This is a genomic window from Puribacter membranae (assembly GCF_055380425.1).
Genome location: NZ_AP040167.1, coordinates 1314512 through 1340609, shown reverse-complemented (window position 1 = coordinate 1340609; position 26098 = coordinate 1314512). Strand labels below are relative to the sequence as shown.

Sequence of the window (26098 nt, the reverse complement as noted above, 5' to 3'; positions counted from 1 at the left end):
ACTGGAATTTATTGGGTCTCAGTCCATTTTACGATTTTTTTCCCTTGTTTTAGCGTGGCTTCTTGGCCTTTGGCTTCCCAAGTTAAATCGCCCGCTTGATACACCGCGCCTTTTGCCCATGCTTCGGTTTGTTTCAATGTTGCATTCTGACCGCCGAGCGTCAGTGTGACTTGAGGCGGTGTTGTTGAGGTATCGTAGCGGGCGGTGAGCATGGCGCCATCAGCCGCTTTGTATTGTCGAATATGAACGTTTGGATTGGCTTGCGTCGACGCAGCAGGGGCTGCGGTCTCTGCGGCGGTTACCGGAGCAGCGCTGCTTGGTGCCGGAGTGTTGGCGCCGGCATGATTGGATTTTTCCGCTTGTGCGCAGGCGCCCAGTGCGATTGTTGCTGCAATGGCGCTTAACAACAGTTTGTGAGATTGAATATTTATCGTCATATGAAACTCCCTTTTTGTGATTTCGACTGGAAAAACGGTAGTGAAATCAATTGATTGTCATTAAATCATTTAGGTTCAGCGGTTTCTGAACTGTTATATTATAACGTAGCGATTTTTAGGAAGTGTGTTTGGGGCGCGATTTTTTTGTAAGCGATTGATTTGATTCAGAATTGACTGAGCCAAATACGCACACGCATGCCCAATTCGCTGGTGTAGCCGGTTTGAATATGACGAATTTGGCCGTCGGTATCTATGACCAAAAACGAGGGCACAGCCACCAGTCCGAAAGCATTGAGCAGTGTGCCTTGTTCATCCAGCAGCATATTCCAGTCGTGGCCGCGCTCGCTCAGGATGCGACGCACCTCATTGGCCGAACCGGACTGGGTGGCAATGGGGATGATCAGCAGGTTTTTATCGCGAATCAGCCGGTTGATACTGTGTTCTTCGGTACGGCAGATGGGGCACCATTCCGCCCAGAAAATCAGGGCGATGGCTCGGTCGGGGTGCTGTTGGCGCAATTGACTGAGGCTCAGCGTGCTGCCGTCCAACATGGGTGCGGTGAATCCGGGGGCAACGTTAGGAACGTCGCGCGTGCGCCACGCATTTACGCCCCAGAGCAGAATGATGAGCAAAAGCGCGGTTCCCAGCCATGAAGACAGATGCTTTTTGGTGTATGCAACGATTGATGTTGCGGTGGAGGTCGTTTTGCCGCGCTGATTGATATTCACTGATGAAAACTCACTTGGACGGATCCCAGAGTTCTTCGAGGTTGTAGTAGGCGCGAATCGGCGCTTGCATGATGTGAACCACGATGTCGCCGCAATCGACCAGTACCCATTCGCCGGTGTCTTCGCCTTCGGTGGAGAGGACGTCGCCGCCGTTATCCTTGACTTTTTCGTGCACGTTGTTCGCCAGTGCGCGGGTTTGGCGGTTGCTGGTCGCGGTGGCGATGATGACGCGGTCAAATTCGTCGGTCAGACTTTCGGTGTTCAGGACTGTGACGTCTTGGGCTTTCATATCGTCCAAGGCATCAATGACGATGGCTTCTAATTGTTCGATTTCCAATGTATTGGGTTGACGGCTCATGTGACAAACTTTCTTTTTAAAATGAAGACGTTATTGTACCGAAAATCGGCTTTTCCCGCGCACTTTCCGTGGGGTTGCTGCGCGGATTTCAGCGTTCATCCAACTGTTTTAAGCGCAATTGGGTGAATTGTTCAAACATTTTGCATTGCTCGATCAGCCAATTTTGAAAAAGCACCAAGGCGTGTGATTGATTGCTCCGATCCGGCCACACCAGATGATAGGCGCTCTCGTGCAGCACCATGCTGCGCGATACTTGCTTGAGCCGACCGGCCTGAATGCCGTTGGCCGCAATCGACCAGCGTGTGAGCAGTAAGCACATATTTTGCTCGGCCACCGCGAGCGCAAGGTTTGAGTCATTCACGCTTAACGAAGGCACATTGTCCGCAGGCTTGGTCTGGTATTGGCTCGCCCACAGCCCGCGATCATTGACGATCATGAAAAATCCGCGGGCGTTTATTGCTTCTTCCACCGTCTGCTCCAGATGATAGCGCGGGTCGCTGGCTCCGGCCACCAGCATCTGCCAATCGGACATCAGCGTGATTTGCTTGGTACCATCGCGGGTGATATTGCCCATGCGAATGGCGCAATCGGCTTTGTCGGTTTCAAAATCGACTACTTCCAAACTGGCATTCAAGATCAACTGGATATTCGGATGTTTTTCGTACCAATCGCGCAAACGCGGAATCAACCAATGCGTGGCAAACGAAGGCAGCAGCGAGATGTGCAACACATCCTCGCGTAAATGGCGCGATGCGTGCTGCGTCGCCTGCGCGATGAAACTGAGCGCCTGCCGCACCTCGTAGGCGTACACCCGACCGGCGGGCGTAAGCGCAATGCGTTTGCCCTCGCGTTCAAACAGCGGCGTGCCGATCAATGCCTCCAATTGCTTGATTTGGTGACTGATGGCGCTGTGCGTCAGGTGCAATTCCTCGGCGGCGCGGGTCACGCTGCCCAGCCGAGCGGCGGATTCAAAGGCGCGTAATGCGGGCAGGGGTGGTAAATCTCTCATGATTTTTAAATTGCTATGTGAATTTAATTCACATATTAATAGAAAAAACATCGATTGTTGCATGTGTTTGGACGCGCTAATATAGCTCAAAGTCGTTTGCATCACGACTTCTGTGTGGTGGCTACGAAATATCTATTAAAAAATATTCACAGTAAAGGAGTTGCTATGGAGCTGTTCATCGGTAATAAAAACTATTCGTCATGGTCGTTGCGCCCGTGGTTGTTGATGAAGCATTTTGATCTGCCGTTTACCGAGCGCATGGTCGGTGTCGCTGGACGCGGGCCGAATGATTTACATCGCGGTTATTCACAAAACGGCTTGGTGCCGTGTTTGCACCTCGAAAATGAGTTTCAAATCTGGGATACCTTGGCGATTGCTGAGTTTTTAGCCGAGTCCTTTCCTGCCAAACATCTGTGGCCAGCCGATCGACTGGCGCGGGCGCGCGCCCGTTCGGTCAGTGCGGAAATGCACTCGGGATTTGGCAGCTTGCGCGGCGCGATGGGTATGAACATCAAGATGCGTTTGCAGGGTGCGCCTCTGTCTGCTGAGGTGGCATCGGACGTGGCGCGCATAGATCAGATTTGGACTGAAGCACGTCGCCAGTTTGGCGCGAGTAGCGATCAACCGTATTTATTGGGCGCGTTTTCCGTGGCGGATGCGATGTTTGCGCCGGTGATCTGGCGTTTTCATAGTTATAATGTCCCTGAGCACGCCGAGTTATCCGATGAGTCGCGCGCCTATTTGGCTACGATGCTCGCACATCCGGCCATGCAGGCGTGGGAGCGTTCGGCTTTGGCCGAGACCGAGGCGCTGGCGCACTACGATACGGCGGCGTTGGCGAATTTTGGTGGTGTTCGTTCGGTTGAATAACAGCGGGAGGTTGTGATGAGTGCATTTACAGAGACAGACAAGGGCGCAGGCAATGTGCTGCATTTATATACCGATCAGGATTTGGCCAGCCCATATGTGATGTCGGTATTCGTCGCATTGACGGAAAAGGGCTTGCCGTTTGAATTGCATACCGTGGATTTGACGCAGCGGGCGCAGCATGCGCCTGAGTATGTGGCGATTTCGACGACGCGGCGCGTGCCGACTTTGACTCACGGTGATTTTGTGTTGTCCGAATCCTCGGCGATCACGGAGTATTTGGAGGATATGTTCCCCGATCATGCGATTTATCCGATAAACCCGCAGCAGCGCGCGACCGCGCGGCTGGTACAGGCGTGGTTGCGCAGTGATTTTCTACCGATTCGCGCGGAACGCGATACCGAGGTGGTGTTCTATGGGGCGCAACGGGCGGCACTGTCGGATGAGGCGCGTCGCTCGGTGGATAAATTGGTAGCGGGTGTGGCGCGTTTATTACCGGATGGGGCGCAGAATTTGTTCGGCGAATATTGTATTGCCGATACGGATTTGGCCATGATGTTGATGCGGTTGGTGGCGCACGGTGATGATGTACCCGCGCCACTGCGCGCGTACGCGATTCATCAATGGCAACGCGCCAGCGTACAGGCGTGGGTGCGGCATCCGTGGCGCTGATGTGGCTGAGGCTTAAGGAAATATGGAAAAAGTAAAACCCTATTGTTTCCGTGCTTAGGATTGGAAATTTTGTCAGGGAAGCTCTGACAAAATTTGAGCAAAATCAAAATATTGAAATTGCGGATGCTGTCAAGTGTGCCGACCTATGTAAATCCTTGATCTGAAAAACATATTTATTCCGCGTTTTCTTAATTTTGGTCTATGCTGCGCGCGAGCATATAGCGTGCTACGGTGCGCGAGGCTTTGGTGACCTCATCTTCGGTTGCGCGGTGGCCGCATTCGTGGCAGTTTTGGCCGGTGAATTGACGAAGCCCCATTTCGTCGCTATTGCGTGGGAATTCGTGAAAACAGATCGGGCAAGTGAAGTGGTTCATGATCGTTTGTGCTCTGTGTGCTATTGGTAATATAGGTCTTCGTCGGCAGGATGCGTTTGACGCGACCTTGGAACAAGAGATGTATTATTAATAACGTTGTGTCATTAATTTAAATCATATTCTGTATTTTAGGTTTTTTTGTGAATGTGCGCGCATGGTAGCGCATATTTTCGCTTTTTTGACAGTGCGTGCGGCATTTTTGCATCATTCGGACCGTGTTTGTCATGAGGCATCACGTAAATACGGGCTGTTTTTCAGATTATCAAAGCAGGTTTGGATGATCGCCGGCGCGTGTTGCAACAGATTAAATGCCTGCGGATTGTCCAGCCATTTGGCGGTCAAACCCGAAGCGGTTGAGATGAGCAGCAGTACGGCTCGTTCGGTGTTGAGCCTTTGATCCAAAATCTGCTTGCGTTTGCATTCGTTGATGATGTTGTTGAGCAGTAGATCCCAGCGACGGTGGTATTGGCGGGTCAATTCAACAATGCTGTGGTTGCGCTCTGTCTGTTCACAACGATAGTACAAAATGGTATTGTAAGAATTAATCGGGTTGTTTACAGTTTGTTTGATAAAAGTAATTTTGTAGTATCTCGTAGGGGGTTAAGTTATTTAATGATTTGTGAGGTTTAACGGTATTGTAAAAGTTAATGAAGCGATTAAGTTCAATTTGTCGGTGCAACGGGTCTTTAAATTGAATTTTCTCGTGCCACATTTGCATCAAGGTACGAATGACTCGCTCAGCTTTGCCATTGGTTTGAGGTCTGGCGATGCGAGTAAAGCGCTGCCCGATGTTGTGCTGTGCGCAGGCTTGAACAAATGCGTGATGGGGTGTACCTCTATACTCCTTGCCGTTGTCTGAGTAAATGTAGTCTATCTCATAAGGGCATTGAGCCAGCAGATGTTCCATCAGGAACTGCGCAGAACTGAATTGGGTTTTATCGGGCAGGATGGCGGCGTAGAGTTCGCGCGAGTAGTCGTCTATCGCGACGAACAGATATTCGCGAGGTTGCGTGTTGTTTTGCCCTTTGATTAGGGGCAGACGTTTGGTGTCAACATGTACCATTTCGCCGGGATAGGATTTGTTATACCTTTGAGCTTCACGCTTGAGTCGAGCTTGGATACTCAACTCAATTTTAGCCAATCGTTTAAGCCCATATTGGATCGAACGATAGCGAGCATTGGTGCTGTCGCTCGGTGCAAATTGTTGTAAACGCGCTTTTTTCAGCGCTGAATAGATGGTAGGGCGACTTACTCGGTAGTGTTCTGCCAAGTGCGTCACCTTCCATTGTCGACCTTGATATAAGCGCCATATTTCCTCTCGGTCTAACGGGGTTAGGCGGACTCGTTTGTGCATATTCATTTCAGTATTTTCTCCGAAAATACTGTAAACAACGCGTTAATTTTTTACAAATAAATCCTCTTTATTTTTGAAATGCCAATACAGTGCACCGCGCGTCACGCCGGCAGCTTTGGCAATTTCGTCCAGTGAGGCTTTCGATACGCCGCGCTCGTAAAATACATTCAGCGCTGCATTCAATAAGTTGCTGCGGGTTTGTTGGGCTTCTTCTTTGGTTTTGCGCATAAAAATTAACAAATGATCATGAAGACGACATGCGGATGGTTTATCGTGGTGCAGGATAACACAAAATGCGCGCCAAAATGGATTTAACATACATTAGCAAATGTATGTATAATTCGCGCCTGAGTTCAAGCGGTTTTGTTTATCATGAAATGGCCGCGACGCAGCGATATGAGCTGGTCGCTAATGGGCTGATTATGTTGAGCGGGCTTATGGACTACATGGATGTGATGGCGAATAGGGTGCCGCACATAACTGTTTGCCCTTGTTTTCTTCAGAGCGATGGAACCAGCTTCGCCGTTCGAGTGGCTGGGTGAGTCGAATCGGATTTGGGATGGCATTGATACAATGGATGGGATCATGAAACACAAGAAAAAGAATCATATGCGCTGCGTGGGGCGCTCTGGTGTGCTGGCGCTGGCGGCGGTGGCCGCCTTTGGCCTGAGCGCGTGTAACAAAAATGCCAATCAGGTCGGCGCGCAACAGCCGCCTGCGCCGGTGGTCAGCGTACTGACCGTCGAGCCGACCGTGGTTACGCTGGACAGCCAGTTGACCGGACGCTTGCAACCGATTCGTGAGGCGCTGGTGATTGCGCAGGCGACGGGTGTGGTGAAAAAGCGCCTGTTTACCGAAGGCAGCGAGGTCAAAGCCGGTCAATCGTTATTTCAAATCGACAATGCGCCGTATTTGGCGAATTTAGAAACTGCACGAGCCAGCTTGGCCACGGCGCAGGCCAATTTGGCCAAAGCGTCGGCGGATGTGACGCGCTATCGTCCGCTGGTTCAGGCCAATGCGATCAGTAAACAAGAGTTCGACGCGGCGATTGCGCAGGAGCGTTTGGCGCGCGCACAGATACAAAGCGCCAACGCAGCGATCCGCTCGGCACAGATCAATGTGGGCTACGCCAGCGTTTTGGCGCCGATTTCCGGTCGCATTGGCAAAGCCTTGGTGACTGAAGGCGCGCTGGTCAGTCAAGCCGGCGGTACGCAATTGGCCTTGATTCAGCAGACCGACACGCTGTATGTAGACCTGAGCCAATCCGCCTCGACAGTGATGAAATTGCGCCAAGCGATGAGCGAAGGCAAGCTGGAGATGATCAACGGCAATGTGCCGGTTACCATTATTTTGGACGATGGCAGCGAATACGGCATCAAGGGGCGTTTGCTGTTCACCGATTTGAGCGTCAACGAAAACACCGGTCAAGTCAGTTTGCGCGCCGAAGTGCCGAATCCGGGTGGCTTGCTGATGCCGGGTATGTTTGTTCAGGTCAAAATTCCGCAAGCGCAGGTGAACAACGCCGTATTGGTACCGCAACAAGCGGTCACGCGCGGCACGAGCGGCGACATCGTCATGGTGGCGAACGAAGACGGCACGTTTGCGCCGCGTCCTGTGACCATCAGCCAAAATCAAGGCACTAATTGGGTCGTCACCGGTGGCTTGAACCCGGGCGATAAAGTGATTGTTGACGGGATGGCGTTGGTACAAATGAGTGGCTCGAAGAAGGTTCAGACAAAACCGTGGCAGGCCGAGGTACAACCCACCGCACAACCTGCTGCGCCGGATGCCCATGCGCAGCCAGCGGCAGCGGGTGAGCAAAAAAATGACTCGGCCAAGCCTGCCGAATCGACTAAGCCCGCCGAATCGGCCAAACCATAAGGGGGCGTGATGGCAAAATTTTTTATTGACCGCCCGATTTTTGCGTGGGTGGTGGCGATCTTCATTATGCTCGCCGGTATCGTTTCGATTCGCATGCTGCCGGTATCGCAGTATCCGCAGGTGGCGCCGCCGACCATTACCTTGACCGCCGTTTATGCCGGTGCGGACGCGCAGACTTTGGAAGACAGCGTGATGTCGGTGATTGAACGCGAGATGAATGGTCTGGAGGGGCTGGATTATATGGAGGCCACCTCCTTGTCCAACGGCGTTGGTACGCTGACTTTGACCTTCAAGACCGGTACCAATAGCGATTTGGCGCAGGTGGATGTACAAAATCGCCTGTCGCGTGCCGAGCCGCGTTTGCCCAGTCAAGTGCGGCAGACGGGGATTCAGGTAGAAAAATCCAATTCCAACTTCCTAATGGTGGCGATGTTTGCCTCCGATGATCCGAATGCGGATCTGGCGGCGGTGAGCGATTATGTCGCGCGCAACATTCAGCCGGAATTGCAGCGGGTCGAAGGCATTGGCGGCGTCACGTTGTTTGGCGCCGAGCGCGCCATGCGCGTGTGGATTGATGCGGACAAATTGCGTAGTCTGAATTTGAGTGCGACCGATGTTACCAGCGCGATTGCGGCGCAAAATGCGCAGGTTTCGGCAGGCAGTTTGGGCGATTTGCCGAACAGCCAAGGGCAAACGATTTCCGCTACGATTACCGTTCCGGGTCAACTGAAAACGGTCGATCAGTTTAACAATATCGTGCTGCGCGCCAATACCGATGGCTCGGTGGTGCGTTTGCAGGATGTGGCGCGGATTGAACTCGGCTCACAGTCGTATGCGACCTCGGCACGGCTGAATGGCAAACCGGCGGTCGGCCTTGGTATACAGTTGACCAGTGATGGCAACGCATTGGCCTCGTCCCAAGCGGTTAAGGCGAAATTGGCGCAGTTAGAGCCGTATTTCCCAGCGGGCGTGCACTCGAAGGTGCCGTACGACAGTTCGACCTTTGTCGGTATTTCGATTGAAGAGGTGGTGAAAACCTTGGCCGAGGCGATGGTTTTGGTCTTTCTCGTGATGTTGCTGTTCCTGCAAAACATTCGCTATACCTTGATTCCGACCATTGTCGTGCCAATTGCTTTGCTGGGCGCATTCGCGGTGATGCAGGCGGTGGGAATGTCGATTAATGTGCTGTCGATGTTCGCCATGGTACTGGTGATCGGGATTGTGGTCGATGATGCGATTGTGGTGGTGGAGAACGTCGAGCGGATTATGGCAGATGAAAAACTGCCGCCGCTACAGGCGACGCGCAAGGCCATGTCGCAGATCTCCGGCGCGGTGATCGGGATTACCGTGGTGCTGATCGCGGTGTTCATTCCGATGGCGTTCTTCTCGGGGGCGACGGGGAATATTTATCGGCAGTTCTCGGTGGTGATGGCGGTGTCGATTGCGTTTTCGGCATTTTTGGCGCTGTCTTTGACACCGGCCTTGTGCGCGACGCTGCTCAAGCCGATCACGCAGGATCACCATGAGAAAACCGGCTTTTTCGGCTGGTTCAACCGCAAATTCACGCATGGCGCGAAAAAATATGAAAACGGTGTTGCGCGGCTGCTGCGTCGTGGCACACGGGTATTGTTGATGTATGTGGCTTTGATCGCGATTGCCGCGTTTGTGATGATGCGCTTGCCGACCTCGTTTTTACCGACCGAGGATCAGGGTTATATGCTGGCGAGTATTCAATTACCGCCCGGTGCGACGCAGGAGCGCACGCTCAAAACCATTCAGACCATGGAGCAGTTCGCTATGAAGCAACCCGAGGTGGAAAATGTGGTGGCGATTGCGGGCTTTAGCTTCACGGGACAAGGGCAAAATATGGGTCTGAGCTTTATCACCCTCAAAGACTGGTCGGAGCGCAAAGCCGCAGGCTCGGATGCAACTTCGGTCGCAGGACGGGTCACTGGCGCGATGATGCAGCAGGTGCGCGACGGTTTTATTTTTGCCTTGACGCCGCCGGCGATTCCCGAGTTGGGCAGCAGTTCGGGGTTCAATTTCCAATTGCAGGATCGTGGTGGCAAAGGGCATGAGGCTTTGCTCGCGGCGCGCAATCAGTTGCTCGGTATGGCCAGCCAAAGCAAACTATTGACGCAGGTTCGCCCGGATGGCATGGAAGATGCACCGCAATTGCGTCTGGACATCAACCGTGATGCGGCCAGCGCGCAGGGCGTGAGTTTTGCCAGCATTGCCAATGTGCTGTCCACCGCTTTGGGTTCAAGCTACGTCAATGACTTTCCGAACAACGGTCGCCTGCAACGGGTGATCGTGCAAGCGGATGTGCGCGATCGAATGCAGCCTGAGGATATTTTGAAACTCACCGTGACCAACAGCAGCGGCGTGGCCGTGCCTTTATCGAGTATGGTGACAACCTCGTGGGTCACAGGACCGATGCAGACCGTGCGCTACAACGGCTATCCGTCTATGGCGATTACCGGCAGCGCGAGTGCCGGTCACAGCAGTGGTGAGGCGATGGCGGAGATGGCGCAATTGGCGGCCAAACTGCCGGAGGGCTTCGGCTTTGAGTGGACCGGCCAGTCGAAAGAGGAGCAGGCTTCTGGCTCGCAATCCGCGATTTTGTATGCGTTCTCGATTTTGGCGGTGTTTTTGTGCTTGGCTGCGTTGTACGAGAGTTGGACGATTCCGCTGTCGGTGATTTTAGTCGTGCCGCTCGGTTTGCTCGGCGTGGTTTTGGGCACTTGGGGGCGAGGCTTGTCGAATGACATTTATTTCCAAGTCGGTTTGGTCACCGTGATCGGTCTGTCGGCGAAAAATGCAATTTTGATCGTCGAGTTTGCCAAAGACTTGCAAGCACAGGGTAAAAATGCTTTCGAGGCGGCGTTGGCGGCGGCGCATTTGCGTTTCCGTCCGATCATCATGACTTCGCTTGCGTTCATCATGGGGGTCGTGCCGCTGTATTTCTCCAGCGGCGCCAGCTCCGCCAGTCAGCGCGCCATCGGTACCAGTGTATTTTGGGGCATGCTGGTGGGGACTTGCTTGGCGGTATTTTTCGTACCGATGTTCTACACGGCGGTGCGTTCGTGGTTCAAAGACACCCAACGCCAGCAAGAGCGTTTTCACGAGCACGCTGTGGCGGCGGGTATGACGCCTGACTTGGTGGAACAGTATGTGCATGAGGCCGAGGAAGGGTTAACTGAACAGGAACGCGAAGCTTTGCACCACGCGGATGAGCCAAAGTCAGACGCGGACAAGGCAAAAGAGTAAGGATGAAGATGATGTTGAACAGATTAAAACCTTGGTCTACCGGTGCGTTGCTGGTGGTCATACTGTCGGGCTGCTCCATGGCGCCGAGGTATCAGCAGCCAACCGTGATGGTGGCGCCGAGTTTTCCAACCGCAAACATTGCGACGCAAACCGGCGCTGTTGCAGCCAGCAATCTGGGCTGGCAGGAATATTTCACCGACGCACGTTTGCGCCAATTGATTGAACTGGCCTTGGCTAATAACAAAGACCTGCGTGTCGCCGCATTGAATGTCGAAGCCGTGCGGGCGCAGTACGCCATTGCACGAGCGGATCGCTTGCCCGCCATTGGTGCGACCGGCACAGGCACCAAAGCGCGCGTGGCCGAGGATTTGAGTGCGGTTGGGCGCAGCTATATTACCGAGTCGTATAACGTCGGGCTGGGCGTAACTGCGTTTGAATTGGATTTGTTTGGTCGGGTGAACAGCCTGTCGAATGCCGCGCTGAATCAATACTTCGCTCAGGAACAGGCGCGCGATGCCACACAAATCAGTCTGATCGCCAGCGTGGCCAAAGCCTATTTTGCCCAGCGCAGTGCGCAGGCCAATATGAATCTGTCCGAGCGGGTGCTTAAAACCCGCGAGGAAAGCAAACGCCTAACGGATCTCAAATTCAAAGCCGGTGTGATTTCCGCGATTGACGTCGATACCGCTGTGTCGCAGATCGAAGCGGCGCGCTCTGATTACGCCGCAGCCGAGCGCAACCGCGATCAGGCGCGCAACGCATTGGTGCTCTTAGTCGGGCAGCCGCTGCCGGAAAATTTACCTGCCGAGGCGCCATTGACCGCGCAGTTTGCCAATAGCGAATTGCCGGTCGGCTTGCCGTCCGAAATTCTCTATCAACGCCCCGACGTGCGCCAAGCCGAATTCGCCTTGCAATCGGCCAATGCCAATATCGGTGCGGCACGCGCTGCATTTTTCCCGCGCATCAGCCTGACCGGCACGGTTGGTAGCGGCAGTGCGGAGCTAAGCGCCTTGTTCACCGGTGGCAACGCGACGTGGAGTTTTGTACCGCAAATCACCCTGCCGATTTTCACATGGGGACAGAACAAAGCCAATCTCGATTTGGCCGAGGTGCGTAAAAATATTGCCGTGGCGCAGTACGAGCAAACAGTGCAATCCGCCTTTCGTGATGTCGCCGACGCTCTGATCGCACGTCGAACCCTGCTGCAACAATACCAAGCGCAACAACGCAGCGATAAAGCCACTGCCGAGCGCTATCGTCTGGTCAATATGCGCTTCCAGCACGGCGTATCCAGCTCGCTCGAACTGTTGGATGCCGAGCGCAGCAGCTACGCGTCGGCACAAGCGCTGCTGCAAACCCAACAAACCTTGCTGGAAAACCGAGCCGATTTGTACAAAGTCCTCGGTGGTGGCTTGGTTTCCAAAACCCTACCATCAGAACCGTCTGAGCCAAGCGAGCGCACCACGCAGTAATAAAACCCTTCTACCTAAGAAAAAACCTCCTGCAAATGCAGGAGGTTTTTATGAGTCTTTGTTGTAACTTGTTGTTTTTAAAAAGCTTTGGCAGAGAGGAAGGGATTCGAACCCTCGATACGCTATGAACGTATACACGCTTTCCAGGCGTGCGACTTCAACCACTCATCCACCTCTCTGTTGCGTTTTACTATTGTACAACGTGTACTGCGGATATGCACCAAGCTGGAGCGGGTGATGGGAATCGAACCCACGTTTAGAGCTTGGGAAGCTTTCGTTCTACCATTGAACTACACCCGCGCACATCCTTATACCTCAATTACTGAGGACGTTATTATAGCGATTTTGTGCGTTGTGCGCGAGCTTTTGTGTACGAATCAGGTGAATTTTAATCCCGATGATTGATTTGGCTCATGACACGTTGTTTTTCGCGTTGCCATTCGCGTTCTTTTTCGGAGTGGCGTTTGTCGTGCTGCGCTTTACCGCGCGCCAGTGCGATTTCACATTTGATTTTGCCGTTTTTGTAATGTAGATCAAGCGGAACGAGGGTGAAGCCGCGTTGCTCAACTTTGCCAATCAGGCGTTTGATTTCATCGGCTTTGAGCAGTAGTTTGCGCGTACGCGTCATATCAGGGCGCACATGGGTGGAGGCGGTGAGCAGCGGGCTGATGTGTCCGCCGAGCAGCCACAGTTCGCCGTCGCGCACGATGACGTAGGTGTCCTTGAGCTGGACACGACCGGCGCGGATGGCTTTGACCTCCCAGCCTTCGAGGACGAGACCGGCTTCGTATTTCTCTTCGATGAAATAGTCGTGGTAGGCTTTTTTGTTGCTGACGATGCTCATGGTGTTCCTGTGGTTTTTAGCGGGGTTTTTCGTTACAATGCCGCTTATTATCTTTGCTATTGTACCAAAGTTTGCCTTATGCCTCGAGTTCATAAAACCGTTGTGTTACCGTATTCTCAAGCCCAGATGTACGATCTGGTCGAGCGGGTGGAGGATTACCCGAAATTTTTGCCGTGGTGCGGCGGTGTGACCATGCACAATCGGACGGAAACGAGTATGGATGTGACGATCAAAATCGCTTTTCGTGGTCTGCATCAATCGTTTCGCACGGTGAATCGCAATACGCCGCCGTCGGCGATGGAGATGCGTTTTCGCGATGGGCCGTTCAAGCATTTGGTCGGTAAATGGCGCTTCGAACCGGTTGCTTTGGCCTCGGCGCAAAAGGACGGTCAGGGTGTGCGTGTGGTGTTTGATCTGGATTATGAGTTTTCCAATAAGTTGTTTGCCTTGGCGATCGGGCCGGTATTCAATGTGATTGCACAGACCTTCATGGATGGGTTTGTGAAACAGGCGAAAGCGCTGTATGGATAAGCCGACTATTTCGATCAGTGTGGTCTACGCTGAGAGTGACACCACATGGTTTCGCCGTGAATTAACGATGCAGGAGGGCGCGACGGTGCGCGATGCTTTGGCGTGCAGCGAAATTTTGGCCGCACATCCGGAGTGGTCGTTGGAGCAATTGGTGGTTGGTATTTTCAGTCATCGTCGTTCATTGGATACGATTTTGCACGATTTGGATCGAGTGGAAGTCTATCGGCCATTAAAAATTGACCCGCGCGTTAGCCGCAAAGATCGGGTTAATAGCGTGAGAGATAAGCGCAAATGGCGTCAATTCAATAAAAATAATCAAAAATAAAAATTGATCGCGCAAAAAAGCGAACGACCGTGTTTTGTTTTATGTTTCGGTTGTGCGTACAATATTCCTCGGAAATAGCCCGCCTGCCTTTGTTTTACTGTATCTGAATGAAAGGTCATCGGGGCTTTAATACGCATCATCAGTGCATTGCGAGGCAATCATGTATTCAAAAATTATCGGTACCGGCAGTTATTTACCCAACGAGGCGGTGAGCAACGATGAGCTGGCCGCTCGCTTGGCCAAGGACGGCGTGGAAACGTCGGACGAGTGGATACGCTCACGCACCGGCATCACCCAACGGCACATTGCCAGCCCGAATCAAACCAGCAGCGATTTGGCGATGTTCGCCGCGCAATCTGCTTTGGAAATGGCGGGCGTGGGCGCGTTGGAGATTGACTTGATCATTGTCGCGACGACTTCGCCGGACATGACTTTCCCCAGCACGGCTTGTATTTTGCAGTCGAAAATCGGCGCGGACAATGCGGCGGCATTTGATGTGCAGGCGGTGTGCAGCGGCTTTGTCTACGCGTTGACCACGGCAGACGCCATGATTCGTGCGGGTCAGGCGAAAAAGGCGCTGGTTGTTGGTGCGGAGGTGTTCTCGCGTATGCTTGATTGGCGCGATCGCGGAACCTGTGTTTTATTTGGCGACGGTGCGGGAGCGGTGGTATTATCTGCCTCAGACGAACCGGGTATTTTGGCCAGTAAAATTCATGCCAATGGCCGTTTGAATTCGATTTTGCAGGTTTCCAGCTCGATTCAAAACGGGCAAGTGGTCGGCAATCCGTATATGTATATGGATGGTCAAGCGGTCTTTAAAAACGCGGTCACGGCGCTGGGCGACGTGGCGGTTGAGGTGCTGGAGTCGGCGAAGATGAGCGCGGAGCAGCTCGATTGGTTGATTCCGCATCAGGCGAATATCCGCATTATCCAAGCAACGGCCAAGCGTTTGGACTTTCCTATGGATAAAGTCGTGGTGACGGTGGATCAACATGGCAATACCTCGGCGGCTTCGGTGCCATTGGCACTCGATACGGCGGTTCGTGACGGACGCATTCAAAAAGGACACACCGTGCTGGTACAAGGTGTCGGTGGCGGGTTCACTTGGGGTGCGAATTTGTTTAGATTTTAACGAAGAAAGATAACTATGAGTCAGAAGCCCATTTACGCACAAATCATCGGTACGGGGCGTTGCTTGCCGAACGAGCCGATTTCCAACGAAGTATTGGTGGAGCGCATGGCGCGGCAGGGTGTGGAAACTTCTGACGAGTGGATTCGCGAGCGCTCGGGCATTACCCAGCGCTATTGGGCGAACGATGATCAGCCGGTGAGCGTATTGTCCGAGATCGCCGCGCGCAATGCGCTGGAAATGGCCGGTGTCAGTGCCGAGGAGTTGGATTTCATCATCATCGGCTCTTCCACGCCGGATATGATTTTCCCGTCGGCCGCGTGCTTGGTTCAAGCCAAATTGGGCGCGAAAAACGCCTTCGCAATGGACGTGCAGGCGGCATGTACCGGCTTTGTTTATGCCTTGTCCGTCGCCAACTCGATGATTCAATCGGGACAAATCAAAACCGCGCTGGTCATCGGCGCAGAAACCATCAGCGACGTACTCGATGAGCAAGATCGCACGACAGCGGTGCTGTTCGGCGATGGCGCGGGCGCGGTGGTGGTGCGCGCGTCGGACGAGCCGGGTATTCTCGCGTGCAAACTGCACTCGGACGGCGAGTTGGCCAATGTCCTGTACGGCGACGCGAAAATTCGCCAAGGCAAAGTGATGGGTGATCCGCGCATCAAAATGGACGGACAGGCCGTGTTCAAAACCGCCGTGACCGTGTTGCCCGAATGCGCCGAGGAAACTCTGGCTGCGGTGAATATGCCGATTGAGCAACTGGACTGGTACATCCCGCATCAAGCCAATATCCGCATCATCCAAAGCGCGTGCAAGCGTTTGGGCTTCCCCATGGAAAAAACCGTGGTGACGGTCGATCAACATGGCAACACCTCGGCGGCCTCGGTGCCGTTGGCGCTGGATACCGCCGTGCGCGACGGCCGCATTAAAAAAGGTCAAACCGTGTTGATGCAAGGCGTCGGCGGTGGCTTTACTTGGGGTTCGGTCTTGATGCGTTTCTAAGCGTTCGGCTTAATATTGATTAAATCTCAACGGAGTATTCATGAAATTAGCGTTTGTATTCCCTGGCCAAGGCTCGCAAGCCGTTGGCATGCTCAACGACATGGCCGATTTGTCCGTAGTCAAAAATACCATCATCGAAGCCTCCGACGCGCTCGGACTTGACCTGCTGGCGATGATGCAAAATGGTCCGGCAGAGGATTTAAACCTGACAGTGAACACCCAACCGGTGATGCTCACTGCGTCGGTCGCGTTTTACCGCGCATGGCTTGAGGCGGGAGGTGCGAAACCCGACATCATGGCCGGACACAGCTTGGGCGAATATTCCGCACTGACTGCGGCGAATGTATTGAGTTTGACCGATGCGGTCAAACTCGTACGTCTGCGCGCGCAAGCGATGCAAAACGCTGTACCGGTTGGCGTTGGCGGCATGGCAGCGGTTTTGGGTATTGACGACGCGGTGGTGAAACAAGTTTGCGCCGATGCGCAAGCGGCTACCGGCGAAATCGTCGAGGCGGTGAATTTTAACTCGCCCGGCCAAGTCGTGATCGCCGGTCACAAAGGTGCGGTTGAAAAAGCCTGCGAACTGGCCAAAGCAGCGGGTGCAAAGCGTGCGCTGGTGTTGCCTGTGTCTGCGCCGTTCCACTCCACCTTGTTGCAGCCGGCAGCGGAAAAACTCCAAGCCGCGTTGGCAGAATTGAATTTACATACGCCTGAAATTCCGGTGGTGAACAACGTCGATGTGCGCATAGAAACCGATGTGGCGCGCATCAAAGACGCGCTCGTACGCCAAGCATGGCATCCCGTGCGCTGGGTTGAGTGCGCGCAATTCATCGCCGAGCAAGGCGTCACCGATATGGTCGAATGCGGCCCGGGCAAAGTGCTGGCCGGTTTAGCCAAACGCATTGACGCGCGTCTGGCCGGTCATGCCTTGGTTGACCAAGCCAGCCTGAATACCATTCGCACGGCACTGAACAACTAAATTTGCATAGAGCAGGGCGAAGTTCGCCCTGTTTTTTTATGAACCATTGTTCATCTAACATCACAAAAAATTGCTGAAGGAAACACTATGACAACTCAAACTTTGGACGGAAAAATCGCCTTGGTCACCGGCGCTTCACGCGGCATTGGTCGCGCGATTGCGCAGACACTCGCGCGCCACGGCGCCACCGTCGTGGGTACCGCCACATCGGCTTCCGGCGCACAAGTGATTGAGCAGGATTTGCAAAGCATTAACCCGAAATGCCGTGGCTTGGTGCTGAATGTCGCCGACGCCGAGCAAACCGATGCCGTATTGAGTCAAATTGAACAAGAAGTCGGCGCAATTGGCATTCTGGTCAACAACGCCGGCATAACCCGCGACAACATCACCATGCGTATGAAAGATGAAGAGTTCGACGACGTCATCGCCACCAATCTGCGCGGTGTGTTTCGCCTCTCGCGTGGCGTGATGCGCGGCATGATGAAAGCGCGCAACGGTCGCATCATCAACATCAGCTCGGTCGTGGCCAAAATGGGCAATCCGGGGCAAGCCAACTACGCCGCAGCCAAAGGTGGGGTTGAAGCCATGACTCGTGCGCTGGCGAAAGAGCTCGGCTCACGCAATATCACGGTGAACTGCGTTGCGCCCGGCTTTATCGCGACCGATATGACGCAAGCGATGGGTGAAGGCGCAATTGACGCGCTGCAAAGCCAAATTCCGCTGGCGCGACTCGGCCAAGCGCAAGACATTGCCAATGCCGTGCTGTTCCTCGCCTCAAGCCAAGCCGATTACATCACCGGTCAGGTCTTGGGCGTGAATGGTGGAATGGATATGTAATATGTGAGCATATTTTCAGCTTGCCAAGCCCCAACGGATCGTTGGGGCTTTTTTATTGGCCGGTTGAATATCCTCAAGGTTCGTTTTATGATGCGAGTATCAATACAACATAAGGGAGACCCACGATGCACGCAGTTCATACGGTGATTGTTGGCGGCAGCGCAGCGGGTTTGGCCTGCGCCAAATGCTTGAAAGATCAGAGTTTGACTGATTTTGTGATTTTGGAGCAGGCCGAACACATCGGGCAAAAATGGCGCAATCATTACGAGCGCTTGCATTTACACACCAGTAAACAGTGGTCGCAGCTTCCCGGTAAAAGTTATCCCGTAGATCAGCCGCAATATCCGCCGAGAAACGCCGTTGTTGATTATTTGGTCGAATATGCTCGTGAGAATGACCTGCATCCGCAGTTCAATACCACGGCGCAGAAAATTGAACGCCAAAGTGATGGGCTGTGGCGGGTTGAGACCAGCCAAGGCCATTATCTGGCGAATTATGTGATTATGGCGACGGGAATGAATCACAAGCCGAAAATGGCTGAATTTGAGGGTTTGGATACTTATACAGGCCGGCTGTTACACAGCTCTGAGTACAAAAATGGTCAGCCGTTTGCGGGGCAGCAGGTGTTGGTGGTTGGTTTTGGCAATTCGGGTTGTGAGCAGGCGATTTGTCTGCACGAGCATGGTGCGTCGCCGTCGTTGTCGGTACGCTCGGGGGTGAACGTTTTGCCGCGTGATTTGTGGGGCATGCCGATTTTGGAAGCGAGTAAATTCACCAAGTGGATGCCGCCGAAAATCGCGGATTTAATCAATTGGCCGATTATTCGTTACTACATTGGCGACATTGCCCGATATGGTTTGAAAAAGCACCGCTATGGCCCAGCGGAACAATTGCGCAAGGAGAACCGCGTGCCGTTACTGGACATCGGTACGATGCGGTTGATTCGTGAAGGTCACATTACGGTTTATCCGAATATCCAGAAAATCGTGGGGAAGGCCGTGTATTTTGAGGATGGTCGTGCGCAGGACTTTGATGCGATTATCATGGCGACGGGCTACCGGCATAATTTGCGCGCGTGGTTGACTATTTCGGATGAGCGTTTGGCGGATTTGAAACAGCCGATTCAAAAGCAGCGTTTTGTCGGGCAAGATGGTTTGTATTTGTGCGGCTTTTATCTGTCACCGAACGGGATGCTGCACGAAATCGCGCATGAGGCGCGGTTTATTGCGCAGACGATTCAACGTCAATCAGTGGCGTGATTGGGCGAGTTGTGGTGTTGTATCGGTTGGCTCATTCGTTTTGCACCCGCACCGGTACGCGCGGGGCGAGCGCACACATCAGTTCATAACCAATCGTACCCGAGGCGCGGGCCACTTCGTCAATCGGAATGTTTTTCCCCCACAGTTCGACCGATGAGCCGATGCGTGCATCGGGAATCGGTGTTAAATCCACCGTGAGCATGTCCATCGAGACGCGTCCGACCAGTTGTGTGCGCACGCCGTCAACCAGCACCGGTGTGCCATCGGTGGCGTGGCGCGGGTAGCCGTCGGCGTAACCGCAGGCGACCACGCCGATGCGCATGTCGTGCGGGGCGATGAAGCGCGAGCCGTAGCCGACGCCTTCGCCTGCGCGGATGGTACGCACTGAGATCAGCTCACTGGAAAGGGTCATGGCAGCCTGTAAATTACATTGTGCGGCGGTTTTGTCGGCAAACGGTGAGCCACCGTAGGTCATGATGCCGGGGCGTACCCAATCGCCGTGGGTATCGTGTCGGGTCAAAAGCGCGGCTGAATTGGCCATGGATAAGGGCGCGTGCGGATGTGTCAGGCGGATTTTTTCGGTGCTTTGTTTGAATCGGGTCAATGCGTGATCCACGCCGCGTGGTAGGTCGGCGTTGGCAAAGTGGGTCATCAGGCCGATTTGACCGACGTGTGGTAGCTGGCGCAGTTCCGCGTACACGGCATCCACCTCGTCGCAAGCAAAACCAACGCGGTTCATGTCGGTGTTGAGTTTGACGTATATATCAATGATTTCATCTTCGTGTGCGGATGGGAGCGCGGCTTTGAGCCATTCGATTTGCTCGTGGTGGTGAATGACGACGGAGAGTTTGCGTTTGAAGGCTTTGCGGTAGTCGTCCGCGCTGAAACAGCCTTCGAGCATGAGGATGGGTTTTTCCCAGCCCATTTGACGCACGAATTTGGCATCAGAAAAATCGAGCATGGCCAATCCGTCGGCGCGCTCACACAATACGGGATAGATGTTTTTGACACCGTGACCGTAGGCATTGGCTTTGACCACGACCCACATCCGTGTCTCGCTGAACTCGGTTTGCCGGCGAACTTGTGCGAGGTTGTGGGCGATGGCGTTCAGGTGGATGGTGGCGAGTATCGGACGCGGCATGATGGGCTTTGACTAAAAATTTTGAAATTGACTGAGTGTCATTGTAGAGTGATTTGGGTAAAAAATCCATGCGCGGACGCAGTCTCGGAGCGCGATCAACGCTAATGAATAGGCGTATGGGTGAAAATCTTTATAACGGATAGGGGCGTTCTGTGATATAAAGATCAGGTTGCACTGTTTCCCAATAATATGAAAATCGCACGGCTGGCGTAGCGGATATGACGCTGTTGCTCCGAGTACGTCAGAATAGTCAAATATACACACATTTATATGAAGCGTCCTTTTTATACCGTATTAGCCGCTCAGTTTTTTTCGTCTTTAGCAGATAACGCTTTAATTTTGGCCAGCATTGCCTTGTTGCGCGAGATTTTGAATGATCCGACGCCGGGCGATACCGAACCGCTGCTCAAATTCTTTTTCACCATTGCGTATGTGGTACTTGCACCGTTTGTCGGCGCATTTGCCGATTCGCGTCCAAAAGGTACGGTGATGTTCATCACCAATTTAATCAAGGTGGTCGGTTGTTCCATCATGTTGCTGGGCGTGTCGCCGTTGATGGCGATGGTGATTGTCGGTCTGGGCGCGGCGGCGTATTCGCCGGCCAAATATGGAATTGTGACGGAATTGGTACCGGCCAAGGATTTGGTCGCGGCCAATGGTTGGATTGAGACTTTGACGGTATTGTCGATTATTTTCGGTACGGTCTTGGGCGGATTTTTGTCCTCGCCCGGCGTGCATACTTGGCTGGTCGGGCATTATCCAACGTGGTCGCTTAGCCCCGGTTTGACAGCGGTGACAATGATTTGTGTGATTTACGGCATCGCCGCGTTTCTGAACAAAATGATTCCGGATAGTGGTGTGCGCTACCGCAAGCAGCATATCCATCCGGTGGCGTTGACCCGCGAGTTTATCCAAAGCTCGAAAGTGTTGTGGACGGATAAACTGGGGCAAATCACTTTGTCGATTACCACGCTGCTGTGGGGGGTGGCGGCGGTGATGCAGTTTATTGTACTGGACTGGGCGCAGTTGGATTTGGGCAAGGATTTGAAGCAGGCCTCGTATATGCAGGCGTTTGTCGGTGTCGGTAGTACCCTCGGTGCGGTATTGGCTGCGCGTTATATTTCGATGCGGAAAGCCACGAGTGTGATTCCGATCGGGATGTTTTTTGGTATATCGCTGATCAGCATGATTTGGATTCGCTCGGTTTGGATGGCGTTCCCGCTGATGATGGGGATTGGCGCTTTGGCCGGATTTTTCCTCGTGCCGATGAATGCGATGTTGCAACACCGTGGTTATACGCTGTTGTCGGCGGGGCATTCGATTGCGGTACAGAATTTTAATGAGAACTTGAGTATTTTGGTGATGTTGGGCATGTACTATTTGTTGAAAAACTCGGGTATGACCTTGCATCAGTCCATTGTGATTTTTGTGGTATTAATTACGGTGTTGATGGCTTTGATCTATGTGTGGTATCTGTATAATCGCACACGGTACAATGCCGACGCACTCATTGATGAGATGCCTGACCACCATTGATGTTCTGAATGATATCGGCGGTGGCGGGGTTGTTTGTATTTTTAAAGGTATGAGATCAGTACGATGAATAATGCTGAGTTATTGGATTTGGTTCGACGGATTCCCGATCATCCGAAAAAGGGGATCCTTTTCTATGATATCACCACGGCCTTGCAAAGCGCGCAGGGTTTGCGGGCGGTGATTCGCGGCTTGCTGTCGCATTGCGACGGCCTGAAAATCGATAAAGTGATCGGTACGGAGGCGCGCGGATTCATTTTTGCGCCGACCATTGCGTATGAGTTAAATGCGGGTTTTGTGCCGGTGCGTAAGCCGAATAAGCTGCCGTTTAGCCGAATTGGTTTTGATTATGATTTAGAATATGGCACGGATCGTTTGGAAATTCACACCGATGCGATTGCGCCGGGTGAGAATGTTTGGATTGTCGATGATTTGCTCGCGACTGGCGGAACGGCGCACGCTGTGACCGAACTGGTCAAGCAGATGGGCGGCAATGTGCTCGGCCTGAGCTTTTTGATCGAGTTGGATGGGTTGGGCGGTCGTGAAAAATTGGCCGGTTATCCGTGTCATTCTTTACTGACTGTTCCGGGTTAATGCTCATATCAATAGAATAATAGAATCAATAGGGAGGATGCCATGAAACGTGTGTTACTTATCAGTTGTTTGATTGGTTCGGTGTTGGGCTTGGGGGCGTGTCAGAATATGGCGCAGCACTCTTCGCATAATGCGCACCATGCGAATCATGGGGATCAAGCCTCGGAAACCGCCGTGCGTCAGTCCATCGCGGTGGATCGCTCCATGGTGTATTCGTATCATTTGGGCACGGACGCGCATGCGAAGCCGTATTTGCTGATCGTGCTCAATGACCGTGGCGTGGCTGTGCTCAACGAGACGGCCAAGCGTGGTCAGCCGTATGACATTACCTTGGATGGTCGCAGCTATGCGCAGACGGCGCAGGTGAACACGGGCTTTTTGGTGTTGAATCCGGCGGATGCGGCGTGGACGGAGCAGAGTTTGGCGCGCTTATTGAAGTGACGGTGTAGTGCGTTACGAATGACGTATCAAAAAAACCCCAGCCAATTGGCTGGGGTTTTTTGCATTGTGAATCAACATTGCGGATGAATACGACCATGAATTACGAGCGTTTGCTCTTTCTGTCGCCGTTGCGTTGGGGTGCGTCTTTTCGCTCCGCAGATTTTGCCGAGGTTTGCGGTTTTTTTGCAGATTGAGCGCCTGATTGAGCACTTGATCGATGACCCGAATGCGACGATTTTTTGGTCTCACCCGAGCTCAGTTGGCTTTCCAGGACGAAATCGATTTTGCGCGTGTCGGAGTCCACCGCGGCAATGCGCACTTGCACCTCGTCGCCCAAGCGGTAGATTTTGCCGGATACGCGACCTTTTAGACTGTAACTGGCTTCGTCGTATTCAAAATAGTCTTGTCCCAACTCCGAGATATGCAGCAGTCCGTCAACAAATACGTCGTTGAGCGTGACGAATGCGCCAAATTGGGTGATCGATGATACGCGACCAGTCATGGTTTCGCCGATGAACTGTTTCATGTATTCGCACTTGAGCCACAGCGTGACGTCGCGGCTGGCTTCGTCGGCGCGGCGCTCGCACATGGAAGTGTGTTCGCCCAAACGTACCCAGACATTGTGCTGCGCGTCGCTCGGGGCGGGTTTTTGGTTCAATGATGGCTTAACGTCGTTGGCAAGCACTTTTTTGCGTGTGTCTTCGAGCAGGTTCAAACCATCCACCAGCGGAGCGTAGCGTTGGCCATGCAAAATCGCCTTGATCGTGCGGTGTACCAACAAATCGGGATAACGGCGAATCGGCGAGGTGAAATGGGTGTATGCGCTGTAGGCGAGGCCGAAGTGCCCTTGGTTATCGGGTGAATACACTGCCTGCTGCATTGAACGCAACAACAGGGTTTGTAACGTAACGGCATCGGGGCGACCTGCGACCTGCGCCATGACTTTGGCATAATCTTTGGGCGTTGGCTTGTCGCCGCCGTCCATGCGCAATCCGGCCAGCGTGAGATTGCGGCGCAGGGCTTCGAGTTTCTCTGGCGTCGGACCTTCGTGGATACGGTATAGACTCGGACGTTCGCATTGCGCGATGAATTCTGCTGCGCAGACATTGGCCGCCAGCATACATTCTTCGATCAGACGGTGTGCGTCGTTGCGCGTGCGAGGCAAGATTTCCTTGATTTTGCCTTGCTCATCCGACACGATATAGGTCTCGGTGGTTTCAAATTCCATGGCACCGCGCGCTTCGCGTGCCTTGAGCTGAATTTGGTAGAGCGCGTACAAATCTTTGATGTGCGGCGCAACCGCTTTGTGCGCCTCGGTCAACACACCCGTGCCTTCGGAAACGTATTCCCACACCTGCGTGTAGGTCAGTCGCGCGGCTGAGTGCATCACGGCGGGGTAAAATTGATATGCTGTGATTTGCCCGTCCAAATCAATCACCATGTCGGCGACCATGCACAGACGATCTACATGCGGATTGAGCGAGCACAGACCGTTGGACAGTTTTTCCGGCAGCATTGGCACGACGCGACGCGGGAAATAGACGCTGGTCGAGCGCAAAACTGCGTCCTCGTTCAGCGGCGTTTTGTCACGCACATAATGGCTCACGTCGGCAATCGCCACCAGCAAACGATAGGCCGTGGTTTTGCGGCCGCGTTTGATCGGCTCGCAATAGACCGCATCGTCAAAATCGCGCGCGTCTTCACCGTCAATCGTGACCAATGGCACATCGCGCAAATCAACGCGATGGGTTAAATCACTCGGAATCACGGTATCGGGCAATTGCGCGGTTTGACGCTCGGTTGCCTCGGAAAATACATGCGGGATATCGAATTTGCGTACTGCAATTTCAATCTCCATGCCCGGATCATCGGCGTTGCCTAACACCTCTACCACGCGACCGGTCGGCATGGCATAGCTGTCGCCATAGGTTTTCAGCGCCACCACGACCACTTGATTGGCCGTTGCGCCGTTCAAATCGTTTGCATCGAGCAAAATGTCGGAACGCAGGCGTACATCGTCCGGATTGACCAGCCAGACACCATTTTCATAAATGACGTGACCGACTACCTGCGATAATTTGCGCTCCGTGACCTCAACCACGTCGCCTTCGCGTTTGCCATTGCGCGCGGTGCCAATGATGCGCACGGCCACTTTATCGCCGTGCCATGCGGTATTCATATTGCGCTCGTTCACAAACACATCTTCGCCATTCGGGTTGATGATGAAACCATAACCATCGCGGTGCGCTTGCAACGTGCCGTACACCAGATTGTGCTCGCTGTTCGGCGAGAGCAGGCCTTTGGCGGAGATTTTAATGTCGCCTGCCTGCGCCAGTTGATCCAATAATTTTTGCAAACCCGACACTTTTGCCGGCGGAACGCCCAACTCTTGCGCCAGCGCCAACGTATTGATCGGGCGTTTATAAATCGACGCGTGGGTGAAAATCACATCAAAAATGGCCGATTTACCCGGCAAACCACTCATTTTGTCAATGCGTGTACCTTGTGTGGCTGATGGTGCGGGGGTGGAAGGAGTCGGCTCTGGTGCCGGTGCGGGTGTATTTTTCACGCGAGGTGTCAGCAAAGCCACGGATTGTTGGTTTTTTTTGACGCGGCTCGTAAGGGGTTTAGCCGTCGTGGATGGCTGCGTAGAGTGAGAGGTGGTGTTGTTCTTTTTTTGTAACGTTTTTTTAGAATTCGATTTCATTGATAAATTATGATAAAAAATAAAGTAAATAGTACCTATAGAAAATGAAACGCGCTATAATGCGAGCCTCGATTGAAATAGATTGGTACACGATACAGCAAAATTATGGCGAACGTGTGACTAATCACTCAATTAATGCCCAGGTGGCGAAATTGGTAGACGCGCTAGGTTCAGGTCCTAGTGGTAGCAATACTGTGGAAGTTCGAGTCTTCTCCTGGGCACCAATTTTATGACCAGAGACACCACTGGTTAGCAAGCAAACCCCGATAAACACTGCGATTTCGGGGTTTTTTGTTTTCTAAGTCCAGTATTTATGCGGTTTACAGAGGGATTTTTCTTTTAAATGCTGAT

At 53.2% G+C, this 26098-nt stretch carries 24 protein-coding genes, 3 tRNA genes and 2 pseudogenes; 16 read left to right on the top strand and 13 right to left on the bottom strand.

What is annotated here, in order from left to right; translation table 11 throughout:
• Positions 1-8: 8 nt before the first annotated feature.
• From ACZ41M_RS06540 to ACZ41M_RS06525, 4 genes and pseudogenes are all read right to left on the bottom strand, one after another.
• Positions 9-437, bottom strand: coding sequence for an MliC family protein (locus ACZ41M_RS06540; protein ID WP_464731936.1), 429 nt, complete (start codon positions 435-437; stop codon positions 9-11).
• Between the two features lie 164 nt (positions 438-601).
• Positions 602-1165 carry a redoxin domain-containing protein gene (locus tag ACZ41M_RS06535; protein ID WP_464731937.1) on the bottom strand — a complete coding sequence of 188 codons (564 nt, stop codon included), beginning with the start codon at positions 1163-1165 and terminating at the stop codon, positions 602-604.
• 25 nt (positions 1166-1190) lie between these two features.
• Positions 1191-1523, bottom strand: a pseudogene (gene rsfS, locus ACZ41M_RS06530) (ribosome silencing factor); the annotation flags it as partial.
• Positions 1524-1611: 88 nt separating this feature from the next.
• The gene (locus tag ACZ41M_RS06525; protein ID WP_464731938.1) at positions 1612-2532 is read right to left on the bottom strand and encodes a LysR family transcriptional regulator; all 921 of its coding nucleotides are present in this window, start codon (positions 2530-2532) and stop codon (positions 1612-1614) included.
• A gap of 165 nt (positions 2533-2697) precedes the next feature.
• Here ACZ41M_RS06525 and ACZ41M_RS06520 point away from each other — a divergent pair, with 165 nt between their 5' ends.
• Both ACZ41M_RS06520 and yfcF read left to right on the top strand, forming a co-directional pair.
• Positions 2698-3402, top strand: a complete 705-nt coding sequence (locus tag ACZ41M_RS06520; protein ID WP_464731939.1) for a glutathione S-transferase — start codon at positions 2698-2700, stop codon at positions 3400-3402.
• A gap of 15 nt (positions 3403-3417) precedes the next feature.
• Entirely contained in the window at positions 3418-4071 is a 654-nt protein-coding gene (yfcF, locus tag ACZ41M_RS06515) for a glutathione transferase (RefSeq protein WP_464731940.1), read from the top strand.
• Positions 4072-4259: 188 nt separating this feature from the next.
• Here the strand turns inward: yfcF and ACZ41M_RS06510 are convergent, their stop codons facing one another.
• The 4 genes and pseudogenes from ACZ41M_RS06510 to ACZ41M_RS06495 form a co-directional block, all read right to left on the bottom strand.
• Positions 4260-4445: a hypothetical protein gene (locus tag ACZ41M_RS06510; protein ID WP_464731941.1), complete on the bottom strand. Its 186-nt coding sequence runs from the start codon at positions 4443-4445 to the stop codon at positions 4260-4262.
• Positions 4446-4667: 222 nt separating this feature from the next.
• The gene (locus ACZ41M_RS06505; RefSeq protein ID WP_464731942.1) at positions 4668-4970 is read right to left on the bottom strand and encodes a TetR family transcriptional regulator C-terminal domain-containing protein; all 303 of its coding nucleotides are present in this window, start codon (positions 4968-4970) and stop codon (positions 4668-4670) included.
• A gap of 16 nt (positions 4971-4986) precedes the next feature.
• Positions 4987-5805, bottom strand: coding sequence for an integrase core domain-containing protein (locus tag ACZ41M_RS06500; protein WP_464730411.1), 819 nt, complete (start codon positions 5803-5805; stop codon positions 4987-4989).
• Between the two features lie 48 nt (positions 5806-5853).
• Positions 5854-6027: pseudogene (locus ACZ41M_RS06495) on the bottom strand (TetR family transcriptional regulator); the annotation flags it as partial.
• Between the two features lie 357 nt (positions 6028-6384).
• On the opposite strand from ACZ41M_RS06495, the gene ACZ41M_RS06490 reads away from it, so the two are divergent.
• From ACZ41M_RS06490 to ACZ41M_RS06480, 3 genes are read left to right on the top strand one after another with little or no spacing between them, the layout of a single operon-like run.
• Positions 6385-7680, top strand: coding sequence for an efflux RND transporter periplasmic adaptor subunit (locus ACZ41M_RS06490; RefSeq protein ID WP_464731943.1), 1296 nt, complete (start codon positions 6385-6387; stop codon positions 7678-7680).
• A gap of 9 nt (positions 7681-7689) precedes the next feature.
• Positions 7690-10950, top strand: a complete 3261-nt coding sequence (locus ACZ41M_RS06485; RefSeq protein ID WP_464731944.1) for an efflux RND transporter permease subunit — start codon at positions 7690-7692, stop codon at positions 10948-10950.
• An 11-nt stretch (positions 10951-10961) separates the two neighbouring features.
• Positions 10962-12422 carry an efflux transporter outer membrane subunit gene (locus tag ACZ41M_RS06480; protein ID WP_464731945.1) on the top strand — a complete coding sequence of 487 codons (1461 nt, stop codon included), beginning with the start codon at positions 10962-10964 and terminating at the stop codon, positions 12420-12422.
• A gap of 88 nt (positions 12423-12510) precedes the next feature.
• On the opposite strand, the gene ACZ41M_RS06475 is transcribed toward ACZ41M_RS06480, so the two are convergent.
• From ACZ41M_RS06475 to smpB, 3 genes are all read right to left on the bottom strand, one after another.
• A tRNA-Ser gene (locus tag ACZ41M_RS06475) sits at positions 12511-12601 on the bottom strand.
• Positions 12602-12648: 47 nt separating this feature from the next.
• A tRNA-Gly gene (locus ACZ41M_RS06470) sits at positions 12649-12722 on the bottom strand.
• Positions 12723-12810: 88 nt separating this feature from the next.
• A complete protein-coding gene (smpB, locus tag ACZ41M_RS06465; protein WP_464731946.1) occupies positions 12811-13359 on the bottom strand; it encodes an SsrA-binding protein SmpB in 549 nt (182 codons plus the stop codon).
• Between smpB and ACZ41M_RS06460 the strand changes: the two genes are divergently transcribed.
• The 7 genes from ACZ41M_RS06460 (at position 13345) to ACZ41M_RS06430 (ending at position 19331) form a co-directional block, all read left to right on the top strand.
• Positions 13345-13797 carry a type II toxin-antitoxin system RatA family toxin gene (locus tag ACZ41M_RS06460; protein WP_464731947.1) on the top strand — a complete coding sequence of 151 codons (453 nt, stop codon included), beginning with the start codon at positions 13345-13347 and terminating at the stop codon, positions 13795-13797. The two genes, smpB and ACZ41M_RS06460, sit on opposite strands and share 15 nt — an antisense overlap.
• Complete coding sequence (locus ACZ41M_RS06455; RefSeq protein ID WP_464731948.1) at positions 13790-14122, top strand: RnfH family protein; 333 nt, start codon at positions 13790-13792, stop codon at positions 14120-14122. Before ACZ41M_RS06460 ends, ACZ41M_RS06455 begins: the two co-directional genes overlap by 8 nt.
• A gap of 160 nt (positions 14123-14282) precedes the next feature.
• Positions 14283-15254, top strand: a complete 972-nt coding sequence (locus ACZ41M_RS06450) for a beta-ketoacyl-ACP synthase III (protein ID WP_464731949.1) — start codon at positions 14283-14285, stop codon at positions 15252-15254.
• A 15-nt stretch (positions 15255-15269) separates the two neighbouring features.
• The gene (locus ACZ41M_RS06445; RefSeq protein WP_464731950.1) at positions 15270-16256 is read left to right on the top strand and encodes a beta-ketoacyl-ACP synthase III; all 987 of its coding nucleotides are present in this window, start codon (positions 15270-15272) and stop codon (positions 16254-16256) included.
• Positions 16257-16296: 40 nt separating this feature from the next.
• Positions 16297-17235 carry an ACP S-malonyltransferase gene (gene fabD, locus ACZ41M_RS06440; protein WP_464731951.1) on the top strand — a complete coding sequence of 313 codons (939 nt, stop codon included), beginning with the start codon at positions 16297-16299 and terminating at the stop codon, positions 17233-17235.
• Positions 17236-17322: 87 nt separating this feature from the next.
• Positions 17323-18072 carry a 3-oxoacyl-ACP reductase FabG gene (fabG, locus tag ACZ41M_RS06435; protein WP_464731952.1) on the top strand — a complete coding sequence of 250 codons (750 nt, stop codon included), beginning with the start codon at positions 17323-17325 and terminating at the stop codon, positions 18070-18072.
• A 125-nt stretch (positions 18073-18197) separates the two neighbouring features.
• Entirely contained in the window at positions 18198-19331 is a 1134-nt protein-coding gene (locus ACZ41M_RS06430; RefSeq protein ID WP_464731953.1) for a flavin-containing monooxygenase, read from the top strand.
• Positions 19332-19362: 31 nt separating this feature from the next.
• On the opposite strand, the gene alr is transcribed toward ACZ41M_RS06430, so the two are convergent.
• Positions 19363-20472, bottom strand: coding sequence for an alanine racemase (alr, locus tag ACZ41M_RS06425; RefSeq protein ID WP_464731954.1), 1110 nt, complete (start codon positions 20470-20472; stop codon positions 19363-19365).
• Positions 20473-20742: 270 nt separating this feature from the next.
• Here alr and lplT point away from each other — a divergent pair, with 270 nt between their 5' ends.
• The 3 genes from lplT (at position 20743) to ACZ41M_RS06410 (ending at position 23040) form a co-directional block, all read left to right on the top strand.
• Positions 20743-22008 carry a lysophospholipid transporter LplT gene (gene lplT, locus ACZ41M_RS06420; protein ID WP_464731955.1) on the top strand — a complete coding sequence of 422 codons (1266 nt, stop codon included), beginning with the start codon at positions 20743-20745 and terminating at the stop codon, positions 22006-22008.
• 63 nt (positions 22009-22071) lie between these two features.
• Positions 22072-22599, top strand: a complete 528-nt coding sequence (locus ACZ41M_RS06415) for an adenine phosphoribosyltransferase (RefSeq protein WP_464731956.1) — start codon at positions 22072-22074, stop codon at positions 22597-22599.
• A 42-nt stretch (positions 22600-22641) separates the two neighbouring features.
• The gene (locus ACZ41M_RS06410) at positions 22642-23040 is read left to right on the top strand and encodes a hypothetical protein (protein WP_464731957.1); all 399 of its coding nucleotides are present in this window, start codon (positions 22642-22644) and stop codon (positions 23038-23040) included.
• Positions 23041-23140: 100 nt separating this feature from the next.
• Here ACZ41M_RS06410 and rnr read toward each other — a convergent pair whose 3' ends face one another.
• On the bottom strand, positions 23141-25630 hold the full coding sequence (gene rnr / locus ACZ41M_RS06405) for a ribonuclease R (RefSeq protein ID WP_464737488.1): 2490 nt from the start codon (positions 25628-25630) through the stop codon (positions 23141-23143).
• 254 nt (positions 25631-25884) lie between these two features.
• On the opposite strand from rnr, the gene ACZ41M_RS06400 reads away from it, so the two are divergent.
• A tRNA-Leu gene (locus ACZ41M_RS06400) sits at positions 25885-25971 on the top strand.
• The last annotated feature ends 127 nt before the right edge of the window (positions 25972-26098 follow it).

Bases quoted from the DNA above. Each gene is read 5' to 3' on its own strand.
- ACZ41M_RS06430 (WP_464731953.1), top strand. From the start codon at position 18,198: ATGCACGCAGTTCATACGGTGATTGTTGGCGGCAGCGCAGCGGGTTTG.
- smpB (WP_464731946.1), bottom strand. From the start codon at position 13,359: ATGAACTCGAGGCATAAGGCAAACTTTGGTACAATAGCAAAGATAATA.
- alr (WP_464731954.1), bottom strand. From the start codon at position 20,472: ATGCCGCGTCCGATACTCGCCACCATCCACCTGAACGCCATCGCCCAC.
- ACZ41M_RS06415 (WP_464731956.1), top strand. From the start codon at position 22,072: ATGAATAATGCTGAGTTATTGGATTTGGTTCGACGGATTCCCGATCAT.
- ACZ41M_RS06510 (WP_464731941.1), bottom strand. From the start codon at position 4,445: ATGAACCACTTCACTTGCCCGATCTGTTTTCACGAATTCCCACGCAAT.
- ACZ41M_RS06525 (WP_464731938.1), bottom strand. From the start codon at position 2,532: ATGAGAGATTTACCACCCCTGCCCGCATTACGCGCCTTTGAATCCGCC.
- ACZ41M_RS06460 (WP_464731947.1), top strand. From the start codon at position 13,345: ATGCCTCGAGTTCATAAAACCGTTGTGTTACCGTATTCTCAAGCCCAG.
- ACZ41M_RS06410 (WP_464731957.1), top strand. From the start codon at position 22,642: ATGAAACGTGTGTTACTTATCAGTTGTTTGATTGGTTCGGTGTTGGGC.
- ACZ41M_RS06450 (WP_464731949.1), top strand. From the start codon at position 14,283: ATGTATTCAAAAATTATCGGTACCGGCAGTTATTTACCCAACGAGGCG.
- ACZ41M_RS06480 (WP_464731945.1), top strand. From the start codon at position 10,962: ATGTTGAACAGATTAAAACCTTGGTCTACCGGTGCGTTGCTGGTGGTC.
- fabD (WP_464731951.1), top strand. From the start codon at position 16,297: ATGAAATTAGCGTTTGTATTCCCTGGCCAAGGCTCGCAAGCCGTTGGC.
- lplT (WP_464731955.1), top strand. From the start codon at position 20,743: ATGAAGCGTCCTTTTTATACCGTATTAGCCGCTCAGTTTTTTTCGTCT.
- fabG (WP_464731952.1), top strand. From the start codon at position 17,323: ATGACAACTCAAACTTTGGACGGAAAAATCGCCTTGGTCACCGGCGCT.
- ACZ41M_RS06485 (WP_464731944.1), top strand. From the start codon at position 7,690: ATGGCAAAATTTTTTATTGACCGCCCGATTTTTGCGTGGGTGGTGGCG.
- yfcF (WP_464731940.1), top strand. From the start codon at position 3,418: ATGAGTGCATTTACAGAGACAGACAAGGGCGCAGGCAATGTGCTGCAT.
- ACZ41M_RS06500 (WP_464730411.1), bottom strand. From the start codon at position 5,805: ATGAATATGCACAAACGAGTCCGCCTAACCCCGTTAGACCGAGAGGAA.
- ACZ41M_RS06520 (WP_464731939.1), top strand. From the start codon at position 2,698: ATGGAGCTGTTCATCGGTAATAAAAACTATTCGTCATGGTCGTTGCGC.
- ACZ41M_RS06490 (WP_464731943.1), top strand. From the start codon at position 6,385: ATGAAACACAAGAAAAAGAATCATATGCGCTGCGTGGGGCGCTCTGGT.
- ACZ41M_RS06455 (WP_464731948.1), top strand. From the start codon at position 13,790: ATGGATAAGCCGACTATTTCGATCAGTGTGGTCTACGCTGAGAGTGAC.
- ACZ41M_RS06540 (WP_464731936.1), bottom strand. From the start codon at position 437: ATGACGATAAATATTCAATCTCACAAACTGTTGTTAAGCGCCATTGCA.
- ACZ41M_RS06445 (WP_464731950.1), top strand. From the start codon at position 15,270: ATGAGTCAGAAGCCCATTTACGCACAAATCATCGGTACGGGGCGTTGC.